Raw genomic sequence first — 17216 nt, 5'->3', positions numbered from 1 at the left:
CACCCTCACTTCCCAGCCAACCGCTCCAACCGCCCCGGATCAAGAATCTCGATCTCGCCATAACTCAAGCGCACCGCACCGTCCTGCTCCAGCGCCTTGAGAATCTGGTTGGTGGTCTGCCGCGATAGCGACAGCATCAGCGCCAGTTGCTCCTGGGACAACTGCAACACCCGCCGCTCACCATCCACTTCGCCGTACCCCGCCGCCATCTGCAACAGCCGGTACGCCAAGCGCGGGGCGGCGCCCATCAGGCTTTGCTGTTCCAGGGCGACAAACGCCAGACGCAGCTTGTGGCTCATCAACAAGGCGAACTCCCGCCAGTACGCCGGTTGCTGGTCAAGCAGGCTCAGCAGCGTCGCCTGTGGCACCCTCAGCAGCGTGGTCGGGCCTTCGGCGAAGGCGTCATGAGTACGCGGCTGGCCGTCGAACAGGCAGATTTCGCCAAACCAGTGCGGCGGCTCGATCAGGGTCAACAGCGCTTCCTTGCCCCCGGCATTCACCGCGCCAATCCGCACCGCGCCCGCCAGCACCGCGTACAACCCGCAGGGCGCATCGCCGCGCTGGAACAGGCGTTCGCCGGCGGCCAGGGCGCGCGGGCGGGCGGCGTCCAGCAGGCTATCCTGCAACGCAGGTGAGAGTTGCCGGAACCAGTGACCCTGCAAGAGTTGCTCGCGCCAGGCGCAACGATCGTTCATCCAAAGCCTCGAAAAGTGACTCTGTCGGCCAGGCGACAGACATGCCCCCGGCCGCGGTCCATGCTGGGCCATCCCAACAGGAGGAATAACAATGAAAAACCTCGTGGAACACCTGAGTCAATATGCCAGCTACCACCGTGACCCGCGAAACATCGCGACCCACTTCGTCGGTATCCCCATGATCGTGGTGGCGGTCACCGTGCTGCTGTCGCGGCCGGGGCTGGATGTGGGCGGGTTGTGGCTGTCGCCGGCCTTCGTCGCGGCGCTGGCGTCGGTGTGGTTCTACCTGCGCCTGGACCTGCGCTTCGGCGTGGTGATGAGCGCCCTTCTCGGAGCCTGCCTGTGGGCCGGGCAAGCGCTGGCGGTGCAAAGCACGTCAGTGTGGCTGGTGGCCGGGCTGGGGCTGTTTTTCGTCGGCTGGGTGATCCAGTTCGTCGGGCATTACTACGAGGGGCGCAAGCCGGCGTTCGTCGACGATATCAGCGGGCTGATCGTCGGGCCGTTGTTTGTGGTGGCGGAACTGGCGTTCATGCTGGGGATGCGGCCGGAGTTGAAGGCGGCGGTGGAACACAATGCGGGGCCGGTGGCGATTCGGGAGAAGAAGGCTGCGGTTTGAGCTGATGGCCCTGTCGCCCCGGCAAGCCGGGGCGCCGGGCTGCGGCGATAGGGCCCTGAAGATCAAGCCCTGGACTCAACCCCCAACTCATCCCACACCGATTCCGCCAGGTGGAAGGTGGCATTGGCCGCCGGAATCCCGCAGTAGATCGCGCTCTGCATCAGCACTTCCTTGATCTCTTCACGGGTCACGCCGTTGTTGGCGGCGGCGCGCAGGTGCAGTTTCAGTTCGTCATTGCGGTTCATGCCGATCAGCATGGCGATGGTGATCAGGCTGCGGGTGTGCCGCGGCAAGCCCGGTCGGGTCCAGATATCACCCCAGGCGTGGCGGGTGATCATTTCCTGGAACTCGCTGTTGAACTCGGTCAGGTTGGTCAGGCTGCGGTCCACGTGGGCATCGCCCAGTACCGCGCGACGCACTTGCATGCCGGCGTCGTAACGTTGTTTCTCATCCACGAAAACAGCTCCTCAACGGGCCAGCAGAAAATCGATGACGCGGCGGCTGAACGGCTCGCCCACTTCAACGTTGGACAGGTGCGCAGCGTGGAACTCGGCAAACTCGGCACCGGCCACCCGCTCCTGGATAAACAGGCTGCCCGACGGCGGGGTCACCGCGTCGGCGCTGCCGGCGATGACCAGCAGCGGCGCCTTGATTGCGCCCAGTTGATCGCGGAAATCGGCATCGCGCACGGCGCCGCAGTTGGCCGCATAGCCTTCAGGCGAGGTGGACGCGAGCATGTCGGTGATGCGCTTGGCCTGATCCGGGTTGGAGCCGGCAAACGCCGGGGTGAACCAGCGCTCGATGGACGCATCGCGCAAGCCGACCATCGCCGCCTCGCGGTCACGCAGGACCATCTCGATGCGCGGGTTCCAGATCTCCGGGGTGCCGATCTTGGCCGCAGTGTTGCAGACGATCAGGCGGTTCAGGCGCTCCGGCGCATTGATGCCCAGCCACTGGCCGATCAGGCCGCCCATGGACAGGCCGCAGAAGTGCACCTTGTCCAGCTTCAAGGCATCCAGCAGCGCCAGCACGTCGCGGCCCAGTTGCTCGATGCTGTACGGGCCGTCGGTGACCAGCGAATCGCCATGGCCGCGGGTGTCATAACGCAGCACGCGGAAATGCGTGGCGAAGGCCGGCACCTGGGTGTCCCACATGTGCAGGTTGGTGCCCAGCGAGTTGGACAGCACCAATACCGGTGCGCCTTCGGGGCCATCGAGCTGGTAGTTCAGAACGCCATCGGCGAGTTGTACGCTTCCCACAGCAGCCTCCTCAGGCTTTGAATCGTTGATGTTCGGCCAGCGCACGCTCGACCCAGGCGCGAGCCTGGCCGAGGTAGTGAGCCGGGTCCAGCAGACGGTCGAGTTCGTCCGCCGACAGTTCGGCGCTCACCTGCGGATCGTCGCCGAGCACGGCGCGCAGATGGCGTTGTTCGGCGACCGCGCGTTTGCAGCAGGTCTCCAGCAGATGGTGCGCGGCATCGCGGCCCAGGCGCTGGGCGAGAACGATGCTCACCGCTTCGGCCAGAACCAGGCCCTGGGTCAGGTCGAGGTTGCGGCGCATGCGCGCGGCGTCCACTTCCAGACCCTCGGCGATGATCCGCGCCTGCCGCAGTGCGCCCGACACCAGGCAGCAGATTTCCGGCAGGGTTTCCCATTCGGCGTGCCACAGGCCGAGGCTGCGCTCGTGCTCCTGGGGCATGGCGGCGAACAGCGTGGCGAGCAGACCGGGGACGCGGGTGGCGGCGCCGATCAGCACGGCGGCACCGACCGGGTTGCGCTTGTGCGGCATGGTCGAGGAACCGCCCTTGCCCGGCGCCGACGGCTCGAAGACTTCGCCGGCTTCGGTCTGCATCAGCAGGCTGATATCGCGGCCCAGCTTGCCAAGGGTGCCGGCGACCAGGCCGAGCACCGAGGCGAATTCCACCAGACGGTCGCGCTGGGTGTGCCAGGGTTGTTCCGGCAGGTTCAGGCCCAACTGATCGGCCAGCGCTTCGGCGACCGGCAAAGCCTTGTCACCCAGCGCCGCGAGAGTGCCGGACGCGCCGCCGAACTGCAGGGTCAGCAGGCGCGGTTTGAGTTCGCGCAGGCGCTGGCGATGACGGACCAGGGCGCCGAGGCTGCCGGCGAGCTTCATGCCCAGGGTCACCGGGGTCGCATGCTGCAGCCAGGTGCGGCCGGCCAGCGGTGTGTCGGCGTGGGCGCGGGCCTGGGTGGCGAGGGCGTCGGCTAGGTGCGCCAGTTCGTCGTCGATCAGGGCCAGGGCATCACGCAATTGCAAGACCAGGCCGGTGTCCATGGCGTCCTGGCTGGTGGCGCCAAGGTGCACGTAGCGCTCGGCCTCGGCCACGCCGCTGGCGATCACCTTGCCCAGCGCCTTGACCAGCGGAATCGCCGAGTTGCCGGCGATGCCGATGGCTTCGGCCAGGGCGGCAAAATCATAGCGTTCGGCCTTGCAGGCCAGTTCGATCGGCGCCACCACCACGGCCGGGATCACCCCGACGGCGGCTTCGGCCCGGGCCAGTCCGGCTTCGAAATCAAGCATGCCCTGGATGCGGCCACGGTCGGAAAAGATCTCGCGCATGGCGGGCGCGGTGAAGTAGGCATCGAACAACTGGTTGCCCGGTCGTGGAGTCATGACAGGTCCTTCAACGGGGCGCGCCGGTCAGGGCGCGCCACTGGGTCAATGATCGTTATGCAGGTAAGCGGCCTGCTTCGGCAGGCGCAGGCTGAACAGGAAGGCGATCGCCATCATCGCGGTAACGTACCAGTAAAAAGTGTTTTCCATGCCCATGGATTTCAGGCCCAGGGCCACGTATTCAGCGGAGCCGCCGAACACTGCGTTAGCCACCGCGTAGGCCAGGCCAACGCCCAGCGCGCGCACTTGCGGCGGGAACATCTCGGCCTTCACCAGGCCACTGATAGAGGTGTAGAAACTGACGATGCACAGCGCCAGGGTAATCAGCACGAACGCCAGGAACGGACTGCTGACGGTCTTCAGCGCCAGCAGAATCGGCACGGTGAACAGCGTGCCCAGGGCGCCGAACAGCAGCATCGAATTACGCCGGCCGATGCGGTCGGACAACATGCCGAACAGCGGCTGCATGCACATGTAAAGGAACAGCGCGCCGGTCATGATGAAGCTGGCAGTCTTGGCGCTCATCCCGGCGGTGTTCACCAGGTATTTCTGCATGTAGGTGGTGAAGGTGTAGAAAATCAGCGAACCGCCGGCGGTGTAGCCAAGCACGGTGATGAAGGCGGCGGTGTGATTGCGGAACAGCCCGGCGATGCTGCCGGCTTCCTTGTCGTTGCGGGTTTCGGCGCTGCTGGTTTCTTTCAGCGAGCGACGCAGAAGCAGCGAGATCACGGCGGCGATGGCGCCGACCACGAACGGAATCCGCCAGCCCCAGGCACGCAGTTCGTCCTCGCTCAGCAGTTGCTGGAGGATCACCACCACCAGCACCGCCAGCAGTTGCCCGCCGATCAGCGTGACGTACTGGAACGAGGCGAAGAACCCGCGCTGACCGCGCAGCGCCACTTCACTCATGTAGGTGGCGGTGGTGCCGTATTCGCCCCCTACCGACAGCCCCTGGAACAGTCGGGCAACCAGCAACAGCGCCGGCGCCCAGGCACCGATGCTGGCGTAGGTCGGCAGGCAGGCGATCACCAGCGAACCCGCGCACATCATCAGCACGGAAATCATCATCGAATTCTTGCGGCCATGACGGTCGGCAACGCGGCCGAACAGCCAGCCACCGATCGGGCGCATGAGGAAGCCCGCGGCAAATACACCGGCGGTGTTGAGCAGTTGCACCGTGGGGTCGTCGGACGGGAAGAACGCCGGCGCGAAATAGATGGCGCAGAAGGCGTAGACGTAAAAGTCGAACCATTCGACCAGGTTGCCCGAGGACGCACCAACGATGGCGAAGATGCGTTTGCTGCGTTCTTCACCGGTGTAATAGGTTGAAGTCATGACTGCTTTACTCCTGGAGGGTATCACTGAGTCTAGACACACTCGGTAACACTCTCGTTCCGCCAGACAATCACCCCGGACAACCGGCCTTGCGTGGAGGCCGCCCGTCCGGGGTCATTGGTTTTACACGCGCTCGATAGCCAGGGCGAGGCCCTGTCCGACGCCAACACACATGGTCGCCAGGCCTTTGCGGCCACCGGTTTTTTCCAAGTGGTGCAAGGCGGTGAGGATCAAGCGTGCGCCGCTCATGCCCAGCGGGTGGCCGAGGGCGATGGCGCCGCCGTTCGGGTTCACCTGCGGTGCGTCGTCGGCCAGGCCGAGACCGCGCAGCACGGCCAGGCCCTGGCTGGCGAAGGCTTCGTTGAGTTCGATCACGTCGAAGTCAGCGACCGCCACGCCCAGGCGCTCGGTCAGTTTGAGAACTGCCGGGACCGGGCCGATGCCCATCACCCGTGGCGCCACACCGGCGCTGGCCATGCCAAGCACGCGGGCGCGCGGGGTCAGGCCGTGTTTCTTCACCGCTTCGGCGGAGGCAAGGATCATCGCCGCGGCACCGTCGTTGACGCCCGAGGCGTTGCCGGCGGTGACTGTCTTGTCCGGGCCGTTGACCGGTTTCAGTTTGGTCAGCGCTTCCAACGTGGTTTCAGCACGGGGATGCTCGTCCTGCTCGACGATGGTCTCGCCCTTCTTGTGGGCGATACGCACCGGCACGATTTCTTCAGCGAAGAAGCCGGCAGCCTGGGCGGCGGCGGTGCGCTGCTGGCTGCGCAGGGCGAAGGCGTCCTGGTCGGCGCGGGAAACCTGATGGTCGTCCGCCACGTTGTCGGCGGTCTGCGGCATGGCGTCGACGCCGTACTGGGCTTTCATCAACGGGTTGATGAAGCGCCAGCCGATGGTGGTGTCTTCCAGCTTCATGTTGCGCGAGTAGGCGCTGTCGGCCTTGCCCATCACGAACGGCGCGCGGGACATCGACTCGACGCCGCCGGCAATCGCCAGCTCCATCTCGCCGCTGGCGATGGCGCGGAAGGCAGTGCCCACTGCGTCCATGCCCGAGGCGCAGAGGCGGTTCAGGGTCACGCCCGGCACGCTTTCCGGCAGGCCGGCCAGCAGCAGCGCCATGCGCGCCACGTTGCGGTTGTCTTCACCGGCCTGGTTGGCACAGCCGAGGAATACTTCGTCGATCTGGTCCCACTGGACGGTCGGGTTGCGCTCGATCAGCGCCTTCAGCGGCACGGCGGCCAGGTCATCGGCGCGAACGCCGGCCAGGCCACCGCCGAAGCGGCCAATCGGGGTGCGAATCGCGTCGCAGATAAATACGTCACGCATCACGCTTCTCCTGGTGCCTGGCCGTGGGCCGCGGCGGTGCGGGCTTCGAGGTCACGCAGGGCGGTCAGCTCGACTTCGGTCGGTTCGGCGGTGGTTTCGACGTTATCGGCGAAACGGATGGCCCAGCCGGTGGCGGCGACGATCTGCTCACGGGTCACGCCCGGGTGGATCGCGGTGACCACGAATTCGTTGGTGCCGGCTTCCGGCTCCATGATGCACAGGTCGGTGATGATGCCCACCGGCCCTTGGCCTGGCAGCCCCAGACGCTTGCGGGAGTCGCCGCCTTCGCCGTGACCGACGGAGGTGATGAAGTCCAGCTTGTCCACGAACGCACGGTTGGACTGCTTGAGGATGATCAGCACGGTTTTTGCGGAACCGGCGATTTCCGGCGCACCACCGGCACCCGGCAGGCGCACTTTCGGCGCGTGGTAATCACCGACCACGGTGGTGTTGATGTTGCCGAAGCGGTCAACCTGAGCGGCGCCGAGGAAGCCGACGTCAATGCGCCCGCCTTGCAGCCAGTAGCGGAAGATTTCGCCGGTCGGCACCACGGTGTCAGCGGTTTCGGCCAGTTCGCCGTCACCGATGGACAGCGGCAGTACGGTCGGCTTGGCGCCGATCGGACCTGATTCGTAGATCAGCACCACGTCAGGCGAGGACGTCAGGCGGGCCAGGTTGGCGGCCTTGGACGGCAGGCCGATGCCAACGAAGCATACGGCGCCGTTGCGCAGGCGGCGGGCGGCGGCGACGGTCATCATTTCATTGGTGGAGTAGCTCATTGTGCAGCCTCCGAAGCGCTGGCCAGTTTTGCCTTGAATTCGTTGAAGTCGGCGGTGCCGCGGATGTACTGGTCGATCCAGGCGGTGAAGGTTTCACGGTTGCGGGCGATCGGGTCCCAGGCCTGGTAGAAGCGGTTGTCGCGCTCGTAGTAACCGTGGGCGTAGGACGGATGCGCGCCGCCCGGTACCAGGCAGACCGCAGACAGCGCCCAGGTCGGCAGGACGCAGGCGTTCATCGGTGCCTGCAGGTCGTCGACGATTTCTTCGACGGTGACGATGCAGCGCTTGGCCGCCAGGGCCGCTTCTTTCTGTACGCCGAGGATGCCCCACAGCAGCACGTTGCCTTTACGGTCGGCTTTCTGCGCGTGGATCACGGTGACGTCCGGGCGTACCGACGGCACGGCGGCCAGTACTTCACCGGTGAACGGGCAGCTCACGGTCTTGATCAGCGGGTTGACCTTTGGCAGGTCGGAACCGGCGTAGGCACGCAGCACCGCGAACGGCAGGCCGGAAGCGCCAGCGACGTAGGCGTTGGCCAGGTCGGCGTGGCTGTGTTCTTCGATTTCGATGTCGTGCGGCCATTGTTTCTCGACGGCATCACGCAGACGGTGCAGGGAACCGACACCCGGGTTGCCGCCCCAGGAGAAGATCAGTTTTTTCGCGCAGCCGGCGCCGATCAACTGGTCGTAGATCAGATCGGGGGTCATGCGTACCAGCGTCAGATCCTTTTTGCCCTGACGAATGATTTCATGCCCGGCGGCGGTCGGAATGAGGTGCGTGAAGCCTTCAAGGGCAACGCTGTCACCGTCGTGGACGAACTGCTTCACGGCGTCGTGGAGCGAGAGAATTGCAGCCATGGAAGACTCCTGGATGTGCTGAGTCGAGGTCGGTTTCAAGGCGCCTTGAGCGGCGCCGGTATGAATTCAGATTAAGGCGGGGTGCGGGGCGGTTCAATCCGATAATCGGCATAGCGTTCGATTATCGAACGGATTGTTAGCAAGCTTTGTGGACCTATCGCGACCGTTCGGCGCGATGGCCCACAAAGGCTCTCAGGTCGCATCCGCGTGGCTGACAATCCCCTTCCCCCCCACCGCCACGGTCGCCAGACCGGCTGGAATCACCAACGCCGTCAGCACCTGCTCGAAGTTCCAGCCCAGCCCCAGCAGCGTCGCACCCATCCAGGCGCCGAGGATCGCGCCGAAGCGGCCAATACCCAGCATCCACGACACACCGGTCGCCCGGCCCTGGGTCGGATAGAACCGCGCCGCCAGCGATGGCATGGCCGATTGCGCGCCGTTGACGCACATCCCGGCAACCAGCACCAGAGTCGCCAGCAAGGTGATGTTGCCCAGGCTCTGCCCTACCGCGTAGGCAAACACCCCGGCCAGCAGGTAGAAGGTGCCGATAACCTTGTGCGGATTGAAACGGTCCATCGCCCAGCCCACGCCCACCGCGCTGAGCACGCCACCGAACTGGAACAACGCGCCGATGAACGCCGCCTGCTCCATGCTCGCGCCACTGTCGCGCATCAGGGTCGGCAACCAGCTGGTCAGCAGATAGACGATCACCAGGCCCATGAAGTAGGTCAGCCACAGCAGCAAGGTGCCGATGCTGTAGGTGCCGGAGAAGATCACGGCCAGCACGTTGCGGCTCTTGACGGTTTTCTGCTCCGGTACGGTGAAGGCGCTGGCCTGGGCCACGGTCGCCGGATCGATGGGCGCGAGGGTCTTGCGGATCTTCTCGATGCTGCGGTTACGCACCACCAGGAAACGCGCCGACTCCGGCAGCCACACCACCAACACCAGCGCCAGCAGCAGCGGCAGCACGCCACCGATCAGCAGCAGGCTGTGCCAGCCGAACGTCGGGATCAGCTTGGCCGAAATGAAGCCGCCACCGGCCATGCCCAGGTTGAAGCCGCAGAACATGCTGGTCACCAGCAGCGACTTGAGGCGCTCGGGGGTGTACTCGGACAGCAGCGTGGTGGCGTTGGGCATGCCGGCACCAAGACCCAGGCCGGTCAGGAAGCGCAGCACCAGCAACTGGTCGACGTTAGTGCTGTAGGCCGAGGCCAGACTGAAGGCACCGAATACCAGCACGGCACCGACCAATACCACTTTGCGTCCGAAACGGTCGGCCAGTGGCCCGGAGCCCAGGGCACCGAAGACCATGCCGATCAGCGCGGCGCTCATCACCGGGCCCAGGCTGGCGCGGTCGATGCCCCAGTCCTGCGACAACGCCGGGGCGATAAAGCCCATGGCGGCGGTGTCCAGGCCATCGAGGAAGACGATCAGGAAACAGAGAATCCCCACCCGCCATTGGTAGCGCGACAGGGGCTGGGCGTTGATGAACGACTGGACATCCAGGGGCGTTCCGATAGCAGCTTGCGGACTATTCATTGTTTTTTTATCCAGAAGAAAGCGCGCGAGCACCGGACAGGCGCGCACGTCGTAGCGAAGGCGGATCAGTGTAGTCAGACGGGAATTTCTAGCGTCCGCATCGTCGGCAGGGAGACGGGCGGCTCGGGGAAAGGGTGCGGGTCATGGGGCTATGCCTCTCGCTTCATTATTATTGACAGTCGGGGCGGGCCAACCGTTGCGAGGGACATTAATCAGGCGCACTGGACGGCGCAATTCGATAAACGCAACAGTGTGCGTTTATCGAACAGGATCGCGCTGCCGTCAGGCGAACAACTGGGTGCTGAGGTCGCGGCTGGCGGACAGCATGATCGGCAGGAACCGCTGCTCCAGTTCGCTGCGGCTGACCCGGCCAGCGTGGGTGCTGACGTTGAGCGCGGCCAGCACCTGGCCGGAAGCGTCATACACCGGCACGGCAATCGAACGCAGGCCCTGCTCCAGTTCCTGGTCGACGACGCACCAGCCTTGCTGCCGCACCAGTTGCAGGCATTCCAGCAGCGCTTGAGGGTCGTGGATGGTGCGGCTGGTCTTGGCCTGCAGGTCGGCGTGTTCGAGGTATTCGTGAAGGGTCGCGTCATCCAGCGCCGCCAGCAGGATCCGGCCCATGGACGTGCAATAGGCCGGCAGTCTGCCGCCCACCGACAGGTCTACCGAGATCAGCCGCTGAACCGTGGCCGAGCGGGCGATATAAAGGATGTCATCGCCTTCCAGGGTGGCCATGTTGCAGGCCTCGTGGAGCTGGTCGCTCATGCGGTCCAGATAAGGCTGCGCCGACACCGCCAACGGCGTCGAAGACAGATAGGCATGGCCCAGCGTCAATACCTTGGGCAGCAGCGAATAGGTACGGCCGTCGGTGGTGGCATAGCCGAGCTTGATCAGCGTATGCAAACAGCGGCGCACCGCCGCCCGGGGAATCTCGGTGCGGTGGCTGATCTGGGCGATGGTCAGGTGCCGCTTGCGCTCCTGGAACGCCTGCACCACTGCCAAACCTCGCGCGAGAGAGGTCATGAAATCCGGATCACCGGTGAACGCCTGGATGCGCCGGGCCGGCGAAGCCACGATGGGCGGCGCCAGGGACGCAAAGGAACTGCGCACGTTGTCGTTCAAACCAGGTCCTTTGGGTGTTGCTTCATCACTCATGACTCACCTCGGTCACTCACACACAGGGGCGATTATCGAACCATCGACCGATAATCGCAATTGACCGCTGACCACAATTGCTTATACCTTTCCCCAGCCACAATGTGGCTTCTTGGAGAGACTGGTCAGGTACCCACCGTAGAAGTCCCCGGGCACGGCCTCGCCCACCAGCGAGGCCGTTTTTCATTTAAAGCACAATCGAGCAACCCGCTCCGGATGTTTCCCGGAAGTACTGGCATACGCCACAACGGTTGAAACAAAAACCCTTCTTTTATTGTCCATTCTTGCAAGGCTTACTTGAACGGTATCCTTCCTGATTGCAATTGCTATACTCAAAACCTGATGCCGCCCACCGGCGTCATCGAGAACGGATCCAATACTGACGTAAAGTTGTCAGTTGCCAGATCCCGCGTGTCAGACGCCGGTGCGCGTCGGCACCTACTGAATGTCTGTAGCTGCGACAGCCATTACTACACTGGCAACGTAGCCGCGTGCGCGTTACGCACTCTCGCAACAACGCCCTCGCGAAAAGCCAGCGTTAACTTTGATCAACAGGTAGCACTGTGACGAAAGAAGAACTGCGCGCGGAACTTGAGCGCCAGGAACAACGTTACAAGGATGTTTATGGCGGAGAAGTCACGACTTATGCCGCTCAACCCGACCCGGAACGCAAACCCTGGCGCAAACGCGCCACCGTCATGGACCAGGCGTTTGCCCAGGAACTTCGCAAGATCGAAGAGGAACTCAAGCCCGAAGAGCCTTGACGCACGCCCTTCATTAACGTGTAGCGAAGACCTCCCGGTACCTGTTCGAACAGGTACCCGGGTCTATCATTGCGCGTGCGAACATGAAACCGTAATGGATTCTCACAAATTTCATACGTTTGTTTGAAACCTTTCCGACATCAAAAATTCATCCTGTTGCCTTCAGAAAGCCACATTCTCCCGGCTTTTTGCCGACGTTTTCCGACACCCGCCGCAGTCGATACCTGAACGGAACTTTCGCTGAAGCGATCAACCGGTCGGCAGCCAGTGCATCGATTACCGGGGATTTCTGGCATAATCGCGCCCCCTTATGACCGGGTCAGAAAACCTTCATGATCGAATTATTCAGCGGACTTGATGCGTGGGTACTGGTGAGTCTCCTGCTCGCCTTGACCTTCGTCCTCGCCTTCGAGTTCATCAATGGCTTTCATGACACCGCAAACGCGGTTGCGACAGTCATCTACACCAAAGCCATGCCTCCTCAGCTGGCGGTCTTCGCCTCGGGGATCTTCAACTTCCTCGGCGTATTGCTGGGCGGCGTCGGCGTTGCCTACGCCATCGTTCACCTGCTGCCGGTCGAGCTGCTGATCAACGTCAACACCGGGCACGGCCTGGCCATGGTCTTCTCGCTGCTGGCCGCAGCCATCGCCTGGAACCTGGGCACCTGGTACTTCGGCATCCCGGCTTCCAGCTCCCACACCCTGATCGGTTCGATCCTCGGTGTCGGCCTGGCCAACGCCCTGATCAACGACATTCCATTGGGTGACGGGGTCAACTGGCAGAAAGCGATCGATATCGGCATGTCGCTGGTGCTCTCGCCAATGGCCGGCTTTGTCGTTGCCGCGCTGGTGCTGCTGGGCCTGAAATGGTGGCGCCCGCTGTCGAAAATGCACAAGACGCCAGAACAGCGCCGCATGCTCGACGACAAGAAACACCCACCCTTCTGGAACCGCCTGGTACTGATCATGTCCGCGATGGGCGTGAGCTTCGTGCACGGTTCCAACGACGGCCAGAAAGGTATCGGCCTGATCATGCTGGTGCTGATCGGTATCGTCCCGGCGCAGTTCGTTCTGGACCTCAACAGCACGACCTACCAGATCGAGCGGACCCGCGACGCGACCCTGCACCTGAGCCAGTTCTACGAGCGCAATCACGAAACCCTGGGCGAATTCCTCGCTCTGGGCAAGGCCGCCAAGGGCGATCTGCCGGAGCAGTTCAGCTGCAACCCGCACCAGACCGAGCCGACCATCGCCGCGCTGCAGCAGTCGCTGGCTGGCGTGACCGACTACCGCGCCCTGAGCTCCGAGCAACGTGTCGAAGTGCGCCGCTACCTGCTCTGCCTGGACGACACGGCGAAGAAGGTTGGCAAGCTGCCGGTCCTGCAACCTCGCGAAAAGGCCGACCTCGACAAGCTGCGTAAAGACCTGACCGCCACCACCGAATACGCACCGTTCTGGGTGATCCTGGCCGTCGCCCTGGCCTTGGGCCTGGGCACCATGGTTGGCTGGAAGCGCGTGGTACTGACCATCGGCGAGAAGATCGGCAAGCAGGGCATGACCTATGCCCAGGGCATGTCGGCGCAGATCACCGCAGCCTGCGCGATCGGCATGGCCAACATCTTCAGCCTGCCGGTATCGACGACCCACGTACTGTCCTCTGGTGTTGCCGGCACCATGGTCGCCAACAAGAGCGGCCTGCAAGGCGGCACGGTCAAGACCATCCTGCTGGCGTGGGTCCTGACCCTGCCGGCCACGATGGGCCTGGCGGCGGGACTGTTCTGGCTGGCGACCAAGTTCATCAGCTAAAACGCACCGCACTGAAAAAGGCGCCCAAGGGCGCCTTTTTCATGCCTGCGAAACCACTATTTGCGCTTGCTGCCCAGCAGCGACCCCATCAAACCGCGCACCAACTGCCGGCCGAACTGGTTGGCCGCCTGACGCACCGCAGACTTGATTGCCTGCCCCGCCGCACTTTGCAAGAACTCACCCGCCTTGTCGGCCAGGCTCTCTTCTTCTTTCTGTGCCGCCGCCGGCGTGCCGGGGGCCTCGCCCTTGCGCGCGTTAAGCATTTCGTAGGCGGACTCGCGGTCAATCGGCTTGTCGTAACGCCCGGCCAGTGGCGACGCGGCAATCAGCGCCGCGCGCTCGGCCTCGCTCAACGGACCGATCCGCGATTGTGGCGGCGCGATCAGCACCCGCTCGACCATCGCCGGCGTGCCCTTGTCCTGCAGGGTGCCGACCAGCGCTTCGCCGATGCCCAACTCGGTTAGCACCGCCAGGGTGTCGAACGCCGGGTTGGGGCGGAAACCATCCGCCACCGCGCGCAGCGACTTCTGTTCCTTGGCCGTGAACGCCCGCAGCCCGTGCTGAACCCGCAGGCCCAGCTGCGCCAGCACATCGTCCGGCAGGTCGCCGGGCGACTGCGTGACAAAATACACCCCGACGCCCTTGGAGCGGATCAGCCGCACCACCTGTTCCAGACGGTCCTGCAATGCCTTGGGCGTGCCATTGAACAGCAGATGTGCCTCGTCGAAGAACAGCGCCAGCAACGGTTTATCGGCATCGCCGCGCTCCGGCAGTTGCTCGAACAACTCGGCCAGCAGCCACAGCAGGAACGTCGCATAGACCTTGGGCGCCTCGTGAACCAGGCGGCTGGCATCGAGCAGATGAATCCGCCCGCGCCCATCCGCAGCCGGGTGCAACAGGTCTTCCAGTTGCAGCGCCGGCTCGCCGAACAGCGCCTCGGCGCCCTGCTGCTCCAGGGTTGCCAGCCGGCGCAACAACGCCTGGGACGAACCGCTGGTCATCAATGCGCTGTCTTCGCCCAGCACTTGCGGGTTGTCCTTCAAGTGGCCGAGCAGTGCCTTGAGGTCCTTGATGTCCAGCAGCAACAGCCCCTCGCGGTCGGCCACCTTGAACGCCGCATACAGCGCGGCCTGCTGGCTGTCGTTCAGCTCCAGCAGGTTGCCCAATAGCAGTGGGCCCATTTCACTCAGGGTCGTGCGCAATGGATGGCCGGACTGGCCGTGAATGTCCCACAGGGTTACCGGATACGCCTGCGCCTGGTAATCAAGGAAAGGCATCCCGGCGATGCGCTCGGCGATCTTGCCTTCGGGCTTGCCCACCGCACCGAGACCACACAGGTCGCCCTTGACGTCTGCGGCGAACACCGCGACCCCGGCATCGCTGAACGCCTCGGCCAGATGCTGCAGGGTCACGGTCTTGCCGGTACCGGTCGCACCGGCCACCAAGCCATGGCGGTTGGCCAGACGCATGGCCTGCGACACGGGTTTTCCACTGAGGTCGCTACCAAGCACGAATTGCGAAGAATCTGGCATGTTTTTTCATCCTCCATTTAAAGCTTTGGTACGACTCAGCCGATACCGAAGTGTGATTGATTACCTGAAAGTGAGGAAAAACCCGACAAGGATAGGGGACATACGCGGCTTTAAAGCTGCTCTTTCGTGCGAACGACCCGAACTTCAAGACCTTAGCGGACCCAACACGCCATGAACAAAAACCTCCGTTTCAGCCACAAGATATTGTTGGCCGCCTCGCTGATCGTGATGATCGCGTTCTCGCTCTTTACGCTGTACAACGATTACTTGCAGCGTAATGCGATTCGCGAAAACCTGGAGAACTATCTTCAGGAAATGGGCGATACCACGGCAACCAACATCAAGAACCTCTTCGATGGTCGGATGCTGCTGGTAGAAAGTGCTGTTCAGAACATTGCCGCCGATCCGCAGAATGCCGGCAAGCTGCTCGGCCAGAAGGCACTGACTTCAAGTTTCCTCACTATTTACCTGGGCCACCCCAATGGTGATTTCACCATTCGTCCCTTGATGAAAATGCCTGATGGCTACGACCCGCGCGTACGCCCCTGGTACAAGGACGGCCTGGCCGCCGGCAAGACCATCCTGACCGAACCGTATATCGACATGAGTACCGGCAAGATGGTGATCTCCATCGTTTCACCGGTCTCGCCGCAAGTCGGTGTGGTGGGTGGCGACCTGGCGCTGGATGGCCTGGTGGAAATCATCAACTCGCTGAACTTCGGCGGCATGGGCTACGCCTTCCTGGTCAACGACCAGGGCAAGATCCTAGTCCACCCGAACAAAGACCTGACGATGAAGTCGATGACCGACGTGTTCCCGCAGAACACGCCGCGCCTGAGCAAAGACCCGGTTGAAGTCGAACTCGACGGCAAGACCCGCATCCTCAGCTTCACCCCGGTGAAGGGCTTGCCGTCGGCAAACTGGTACATCGGTCTGTCCGTAGACAAGGACAAAGCCTACGCAATGCTGAGCAAGTTCCGCACCTCTGCGGTGGTTGCCACCATTATTGCGGTCGGCTTCATCATCGGTCTGCTGGGCTTGCTGATCAGCGTCCTGATGCGCCCGCTGCACACCATGACCCGCGCGATGGAAGGCATTGCCCAGGGCGAGGGCGACCTGACCCGCCGCCTGAACATCCACAACCACGACGAATTCGGCACGCTCGGCAAGGCCTTCAACCACTTCGTCGGGCGTATCCACGAGTCGATCCGCGAAGTGGCCTCGGCCACCGAGCACGTCAACGAAGTGGCCCTGCGCGTGGTCAGCGCCTCGAACTCGTCGATGGTCAACTCCGACGAGCAGACCAACCGCACCAACAGTGTCGCCGCGGCGATCAATCAGCTCGGTGCGGCCGCCCAGGAAATTGCCCACAACGCCGCCCAGGCGTCGCAACAGGCAAGCTCCGCGCGGCACTTGGCGGAAGAAGGCCAGCAGGTCGTGGACCGCAGCATTCAGGCGATGAACCGTCTGTCAGACATGATTTCCACGTCCAGCACCCACATCGAGACGCTGAACAGCAAGACCGTGAACATCGGTCAGATCCTCGAAGTGATCACCAGCATTTCCCAGCAGACCAACCTGCTGGCGCTGAACGCCGCCATCGAGGCCGCGCGTGCCGGTGAGGCCGGTCGCGGCTTCGCGGTGGTCGCCGACGAGGTGCGCAACCTGGCTCACCGCACCCAGGAATCGGCGCAGCAAGTGCAGAGCATGATCGAGGAGCTGCAGGTCGGCGCCCGCGAGTCGGTGGAAACCATGGGCCAAAGCCAGCGCCACAGCCACGACAGCGTATCCATCGCCAACCAGGCCGGCGAGCGCCTGAACAGCGTGACCCTGCGCATCGGCGAGATCGACGGCATGAACCAGTCGGTCGCCACCGCGACCGAAGAGCAGACCGCCGTGGTCGACTCGATCAACATGGATATCAACGAAATCAACATGCTCAACCAGGAAGGCGTCGAGAACCTGCAATCGACTCTGCGCGCCTGTTCCGACCTGGAAGAACAGGCCGGCCGCCTGAAGCATCTGGTCGGCCGCTTCCGCATCTGACCCTCCCCCCACCCGGCGGCGCAATGCCGCCGGGCCCTTGATCGCCGATCGAACAAACTATCCTTATGAAAGGTCAACCTTAGGGCGCGTCATCGCGGCAGCCAGTACGCCGGATGACAGTCTCTGAAGA

General features: G+C 63.5%; 15 protein-coding genes and 1 pseudogene. 5 read left to right on the top strand and 11 right to left on the bottom strand.

Going from position 1 to position 17216, the window contains the following annotated elements; translation table 11 throughout:
• Positions 1-5: 5 nt before the first annotated feature.
• Positions 6-695: a Crp/Fnr family transcriptional regulator gene (locus tag HWV67_RS17995; protein ID WP_175652204.1), complete on the bottom strand. Its 690-nt coding sequence runs from the start codon at positions 693-695 to the stop codon at positions 6-8.
• Between the two features lie 91 nt (positions 696-786).
• On the opposite strand from HWV67_RS17995, the gene HWV67_RS17990 reads away from it, so the two are divergent.
• The gene (locus tag HWV67_RS17990) at positions 787-1311 is read left to right on the top strand and encodes an Mpo1 family 2-hydroxy fatty acid dioxygenase (protein WP_175652203.1); all 525 of its coding nucleotides are present in this window, start codon (positions 787-789) and stop codon (positions 1309-1311) included.
• Between the two features lie 62 nt (positions 1312-1373).
• Here HWV67_RS17990 and pcaC read toward each other — a convergent pair whose 3' ends face one another.
• The 9 genes from pcaC to pcaR form a co-directional block, all read right to left on the bottom strand.
• Positions 1374-1766 carry a 4-carboxymuconolactone decarboxylase gene (pcaC, locus tag HWV67_RS17985; protein WP_175652202.1) on the bottom strand — a complete coding sequence of 131 codons (393 nt, stop codon included), beginning with the start codon at positions 1764-1766 and terminating at the stop codon, positions 1374-1376.
• 12 nt (positions 1767-1778) lie between these two features.
• Positions 1779-2570, bottom strand: coding sequence for a 3-oxoadipate enol-lactonase (gene pcaD, locus HWV67_RS17980; protein WP_175652201.1), 792 nt, complete (start codon positions 2568-2570; stop codon positions 1779-1781).
• Between the two features lie 10 nt (positions 2571-2580).
• The gene (locus HWV67_RS17975; protein ID WP_175652200.1) at positions 2581-3945 is read right to left on the bottom strand and encodes a 3-carboxy-cis,cis-muconate cycloisomerase; all 1365 of its coding nucleotides are present in this window, start codon (positions 3943-3945) and stop codon (positions 2581-2583) included.
• A gap of 45 nt (positions 3946-3990) precedes the next feature.
• Positions 3991-5280, bottom strand: coding sequence for an MFS family transporter (locus tag HWV67_RS17970; RefSeq protein WP_175652199.1), 1290 nt, complete (start codon positions 5278-5280; stop codon positions 3991-3993).
• A gap of 123 nt (positions 5281-5403) precedes the next feature.
• Positions 5404-6609 (bottom strand): 3-oxoadipyl-CoA thiolase, encoded by a 1206-nt coding sequence (gene pcaF, locus HWV67_RS17965; protein ID WP_175652198.1) that lies wholly within the window; start codon positions 6607-6609, stop codon positions 5404-5406.
• Complete coding sequence (locus HWV67_RS17960; RefSeq protein ID WP_175652197.1) at positions 6606-7385, bottom strand: CoA-transferase subunit beta; 780 nt, start codon at positions 7383-7385, stop codon at positions 6606-6608. The genes pcaF and HWV67_RS17960 overlap by 4 nt, the downstream gene beginning before the upstream one ends.
• Positions 7382-8242 (bottom strand): CoA transferase subunit A, encoded by an 861-nt coding sequence (locus HWV67_RS17955; RefSeq protein WP_175652196.1) that lies wholly within the window; start codon positions 8240-8242, stop codon positions 7382-7384. Before HWV67_RS17955 ends, HWV67_RS17960 begins: the two co-directional genes overlap by 4 nt.
• Positions 8243-8434: 192 nt before the next feature.
• Positions 8435-9781, bottom strand: a complete 1347-nt coding sequence (locus tag HWV67_RS17950) for an MFS transporter (protein WP_175652195.1) — start codon at positions 9779-9781, stop codon at positions 8435-8437.
• A gap of 282 nt (positions 9782-10063) precedes the next feature.
• Positions 10064-10939, bottom strand: a complete 876-nt coding sequence (gene pcaR / locus HWV67_RS17945; protein WP_175652194.1) for a pca regulon transcriptional regulator PcaR — start codon at positions 10937-10939, stop codon at positions 10064-10066.
• Positions 10940-11502: 563 nt separating this feature from the next.
• On the opposite strand from pcaR, the gene HWV67_RS17940 reads away from it, so the two are divergent.
• Both HWV67_RS17940 and HWV67_RS17935 read left to right on the top strand, forming a co-directional pair.
• Entirely contained in the window at positions 11503-11703 is a 201-nt protein-coding gene (locus tag HWV67_RS17940; protein WP_095154761.1) for a hypothetical protein, read from the top strand.
• Between the two features lie 332 nt (positions 11704-12035).
• Entirely contained in the window at positions 12036-13508 is a 1473-nt protein-coding gene (locus tag HWV67_RS17935) for an inorganic phosphate transporter (RefSeq protein ID WP_095154760.1), read from the top strand.
• 56 nt (positions 13509-13564) lie between these two features.
• On the opposite strand, the gene HWV67_RS17930 is transcribed toward HWV67_RS17935, so the two are convergent.
• Positions 13565-15040 carry a helicase HerA-like domain-containing protein gene (locus tag HWV67_RS17930; RefSeq protein WP_175652193.1) on the bottom strand — a complete coding sequence of 492 codons (1476 nt, stop codon included), beginning with the start codon at positions 15038-15040 and terminating at the stop codon, positions 13565-13567.
• Between the two features lie 171 nt (positions 15041-15211).
• On the opposite strand from HWV67_RS17930, the pseudogene HWV67_RS32165 reads away from it, so the two are divergent.
• A pseudogene (locus HWV67_RS32165) lies at positions 15212-16231 on the top strand (cache domain-containing protein); the annotation flags it as partial.
• 90 nt (positions 16232-16321) lie between these two features.
• Positions 16322-17086, top strand: coding sequence for a methyl-accepting chemotaxis protein (locus tag HWV67_RS32160; protein WP_371929318.1), 765 nt, complete (start codon positions 16322-16324; stop codon positions 17084-17086).
• Positions 17087-17216 lie beyond the last annotated feature (130 nt).

This window comes from Pseudomonas sp. Marseille-P9899, assembly GCF_903166565.1.
Taxonomy (GTDB): domain Bacteria; phylum Pseudomonadota; class Gammaproteobacteria; order Pseudomonadales; family Pseudomonadaceae; genus Aquipseudomonas; species Aquipseudomonas huaxiensis.
The sequence above is the reverse complement of the archived record's forward strand: the minus strand, read 5'-3'. Positions and strand labels throughout refer to the sequence as shown.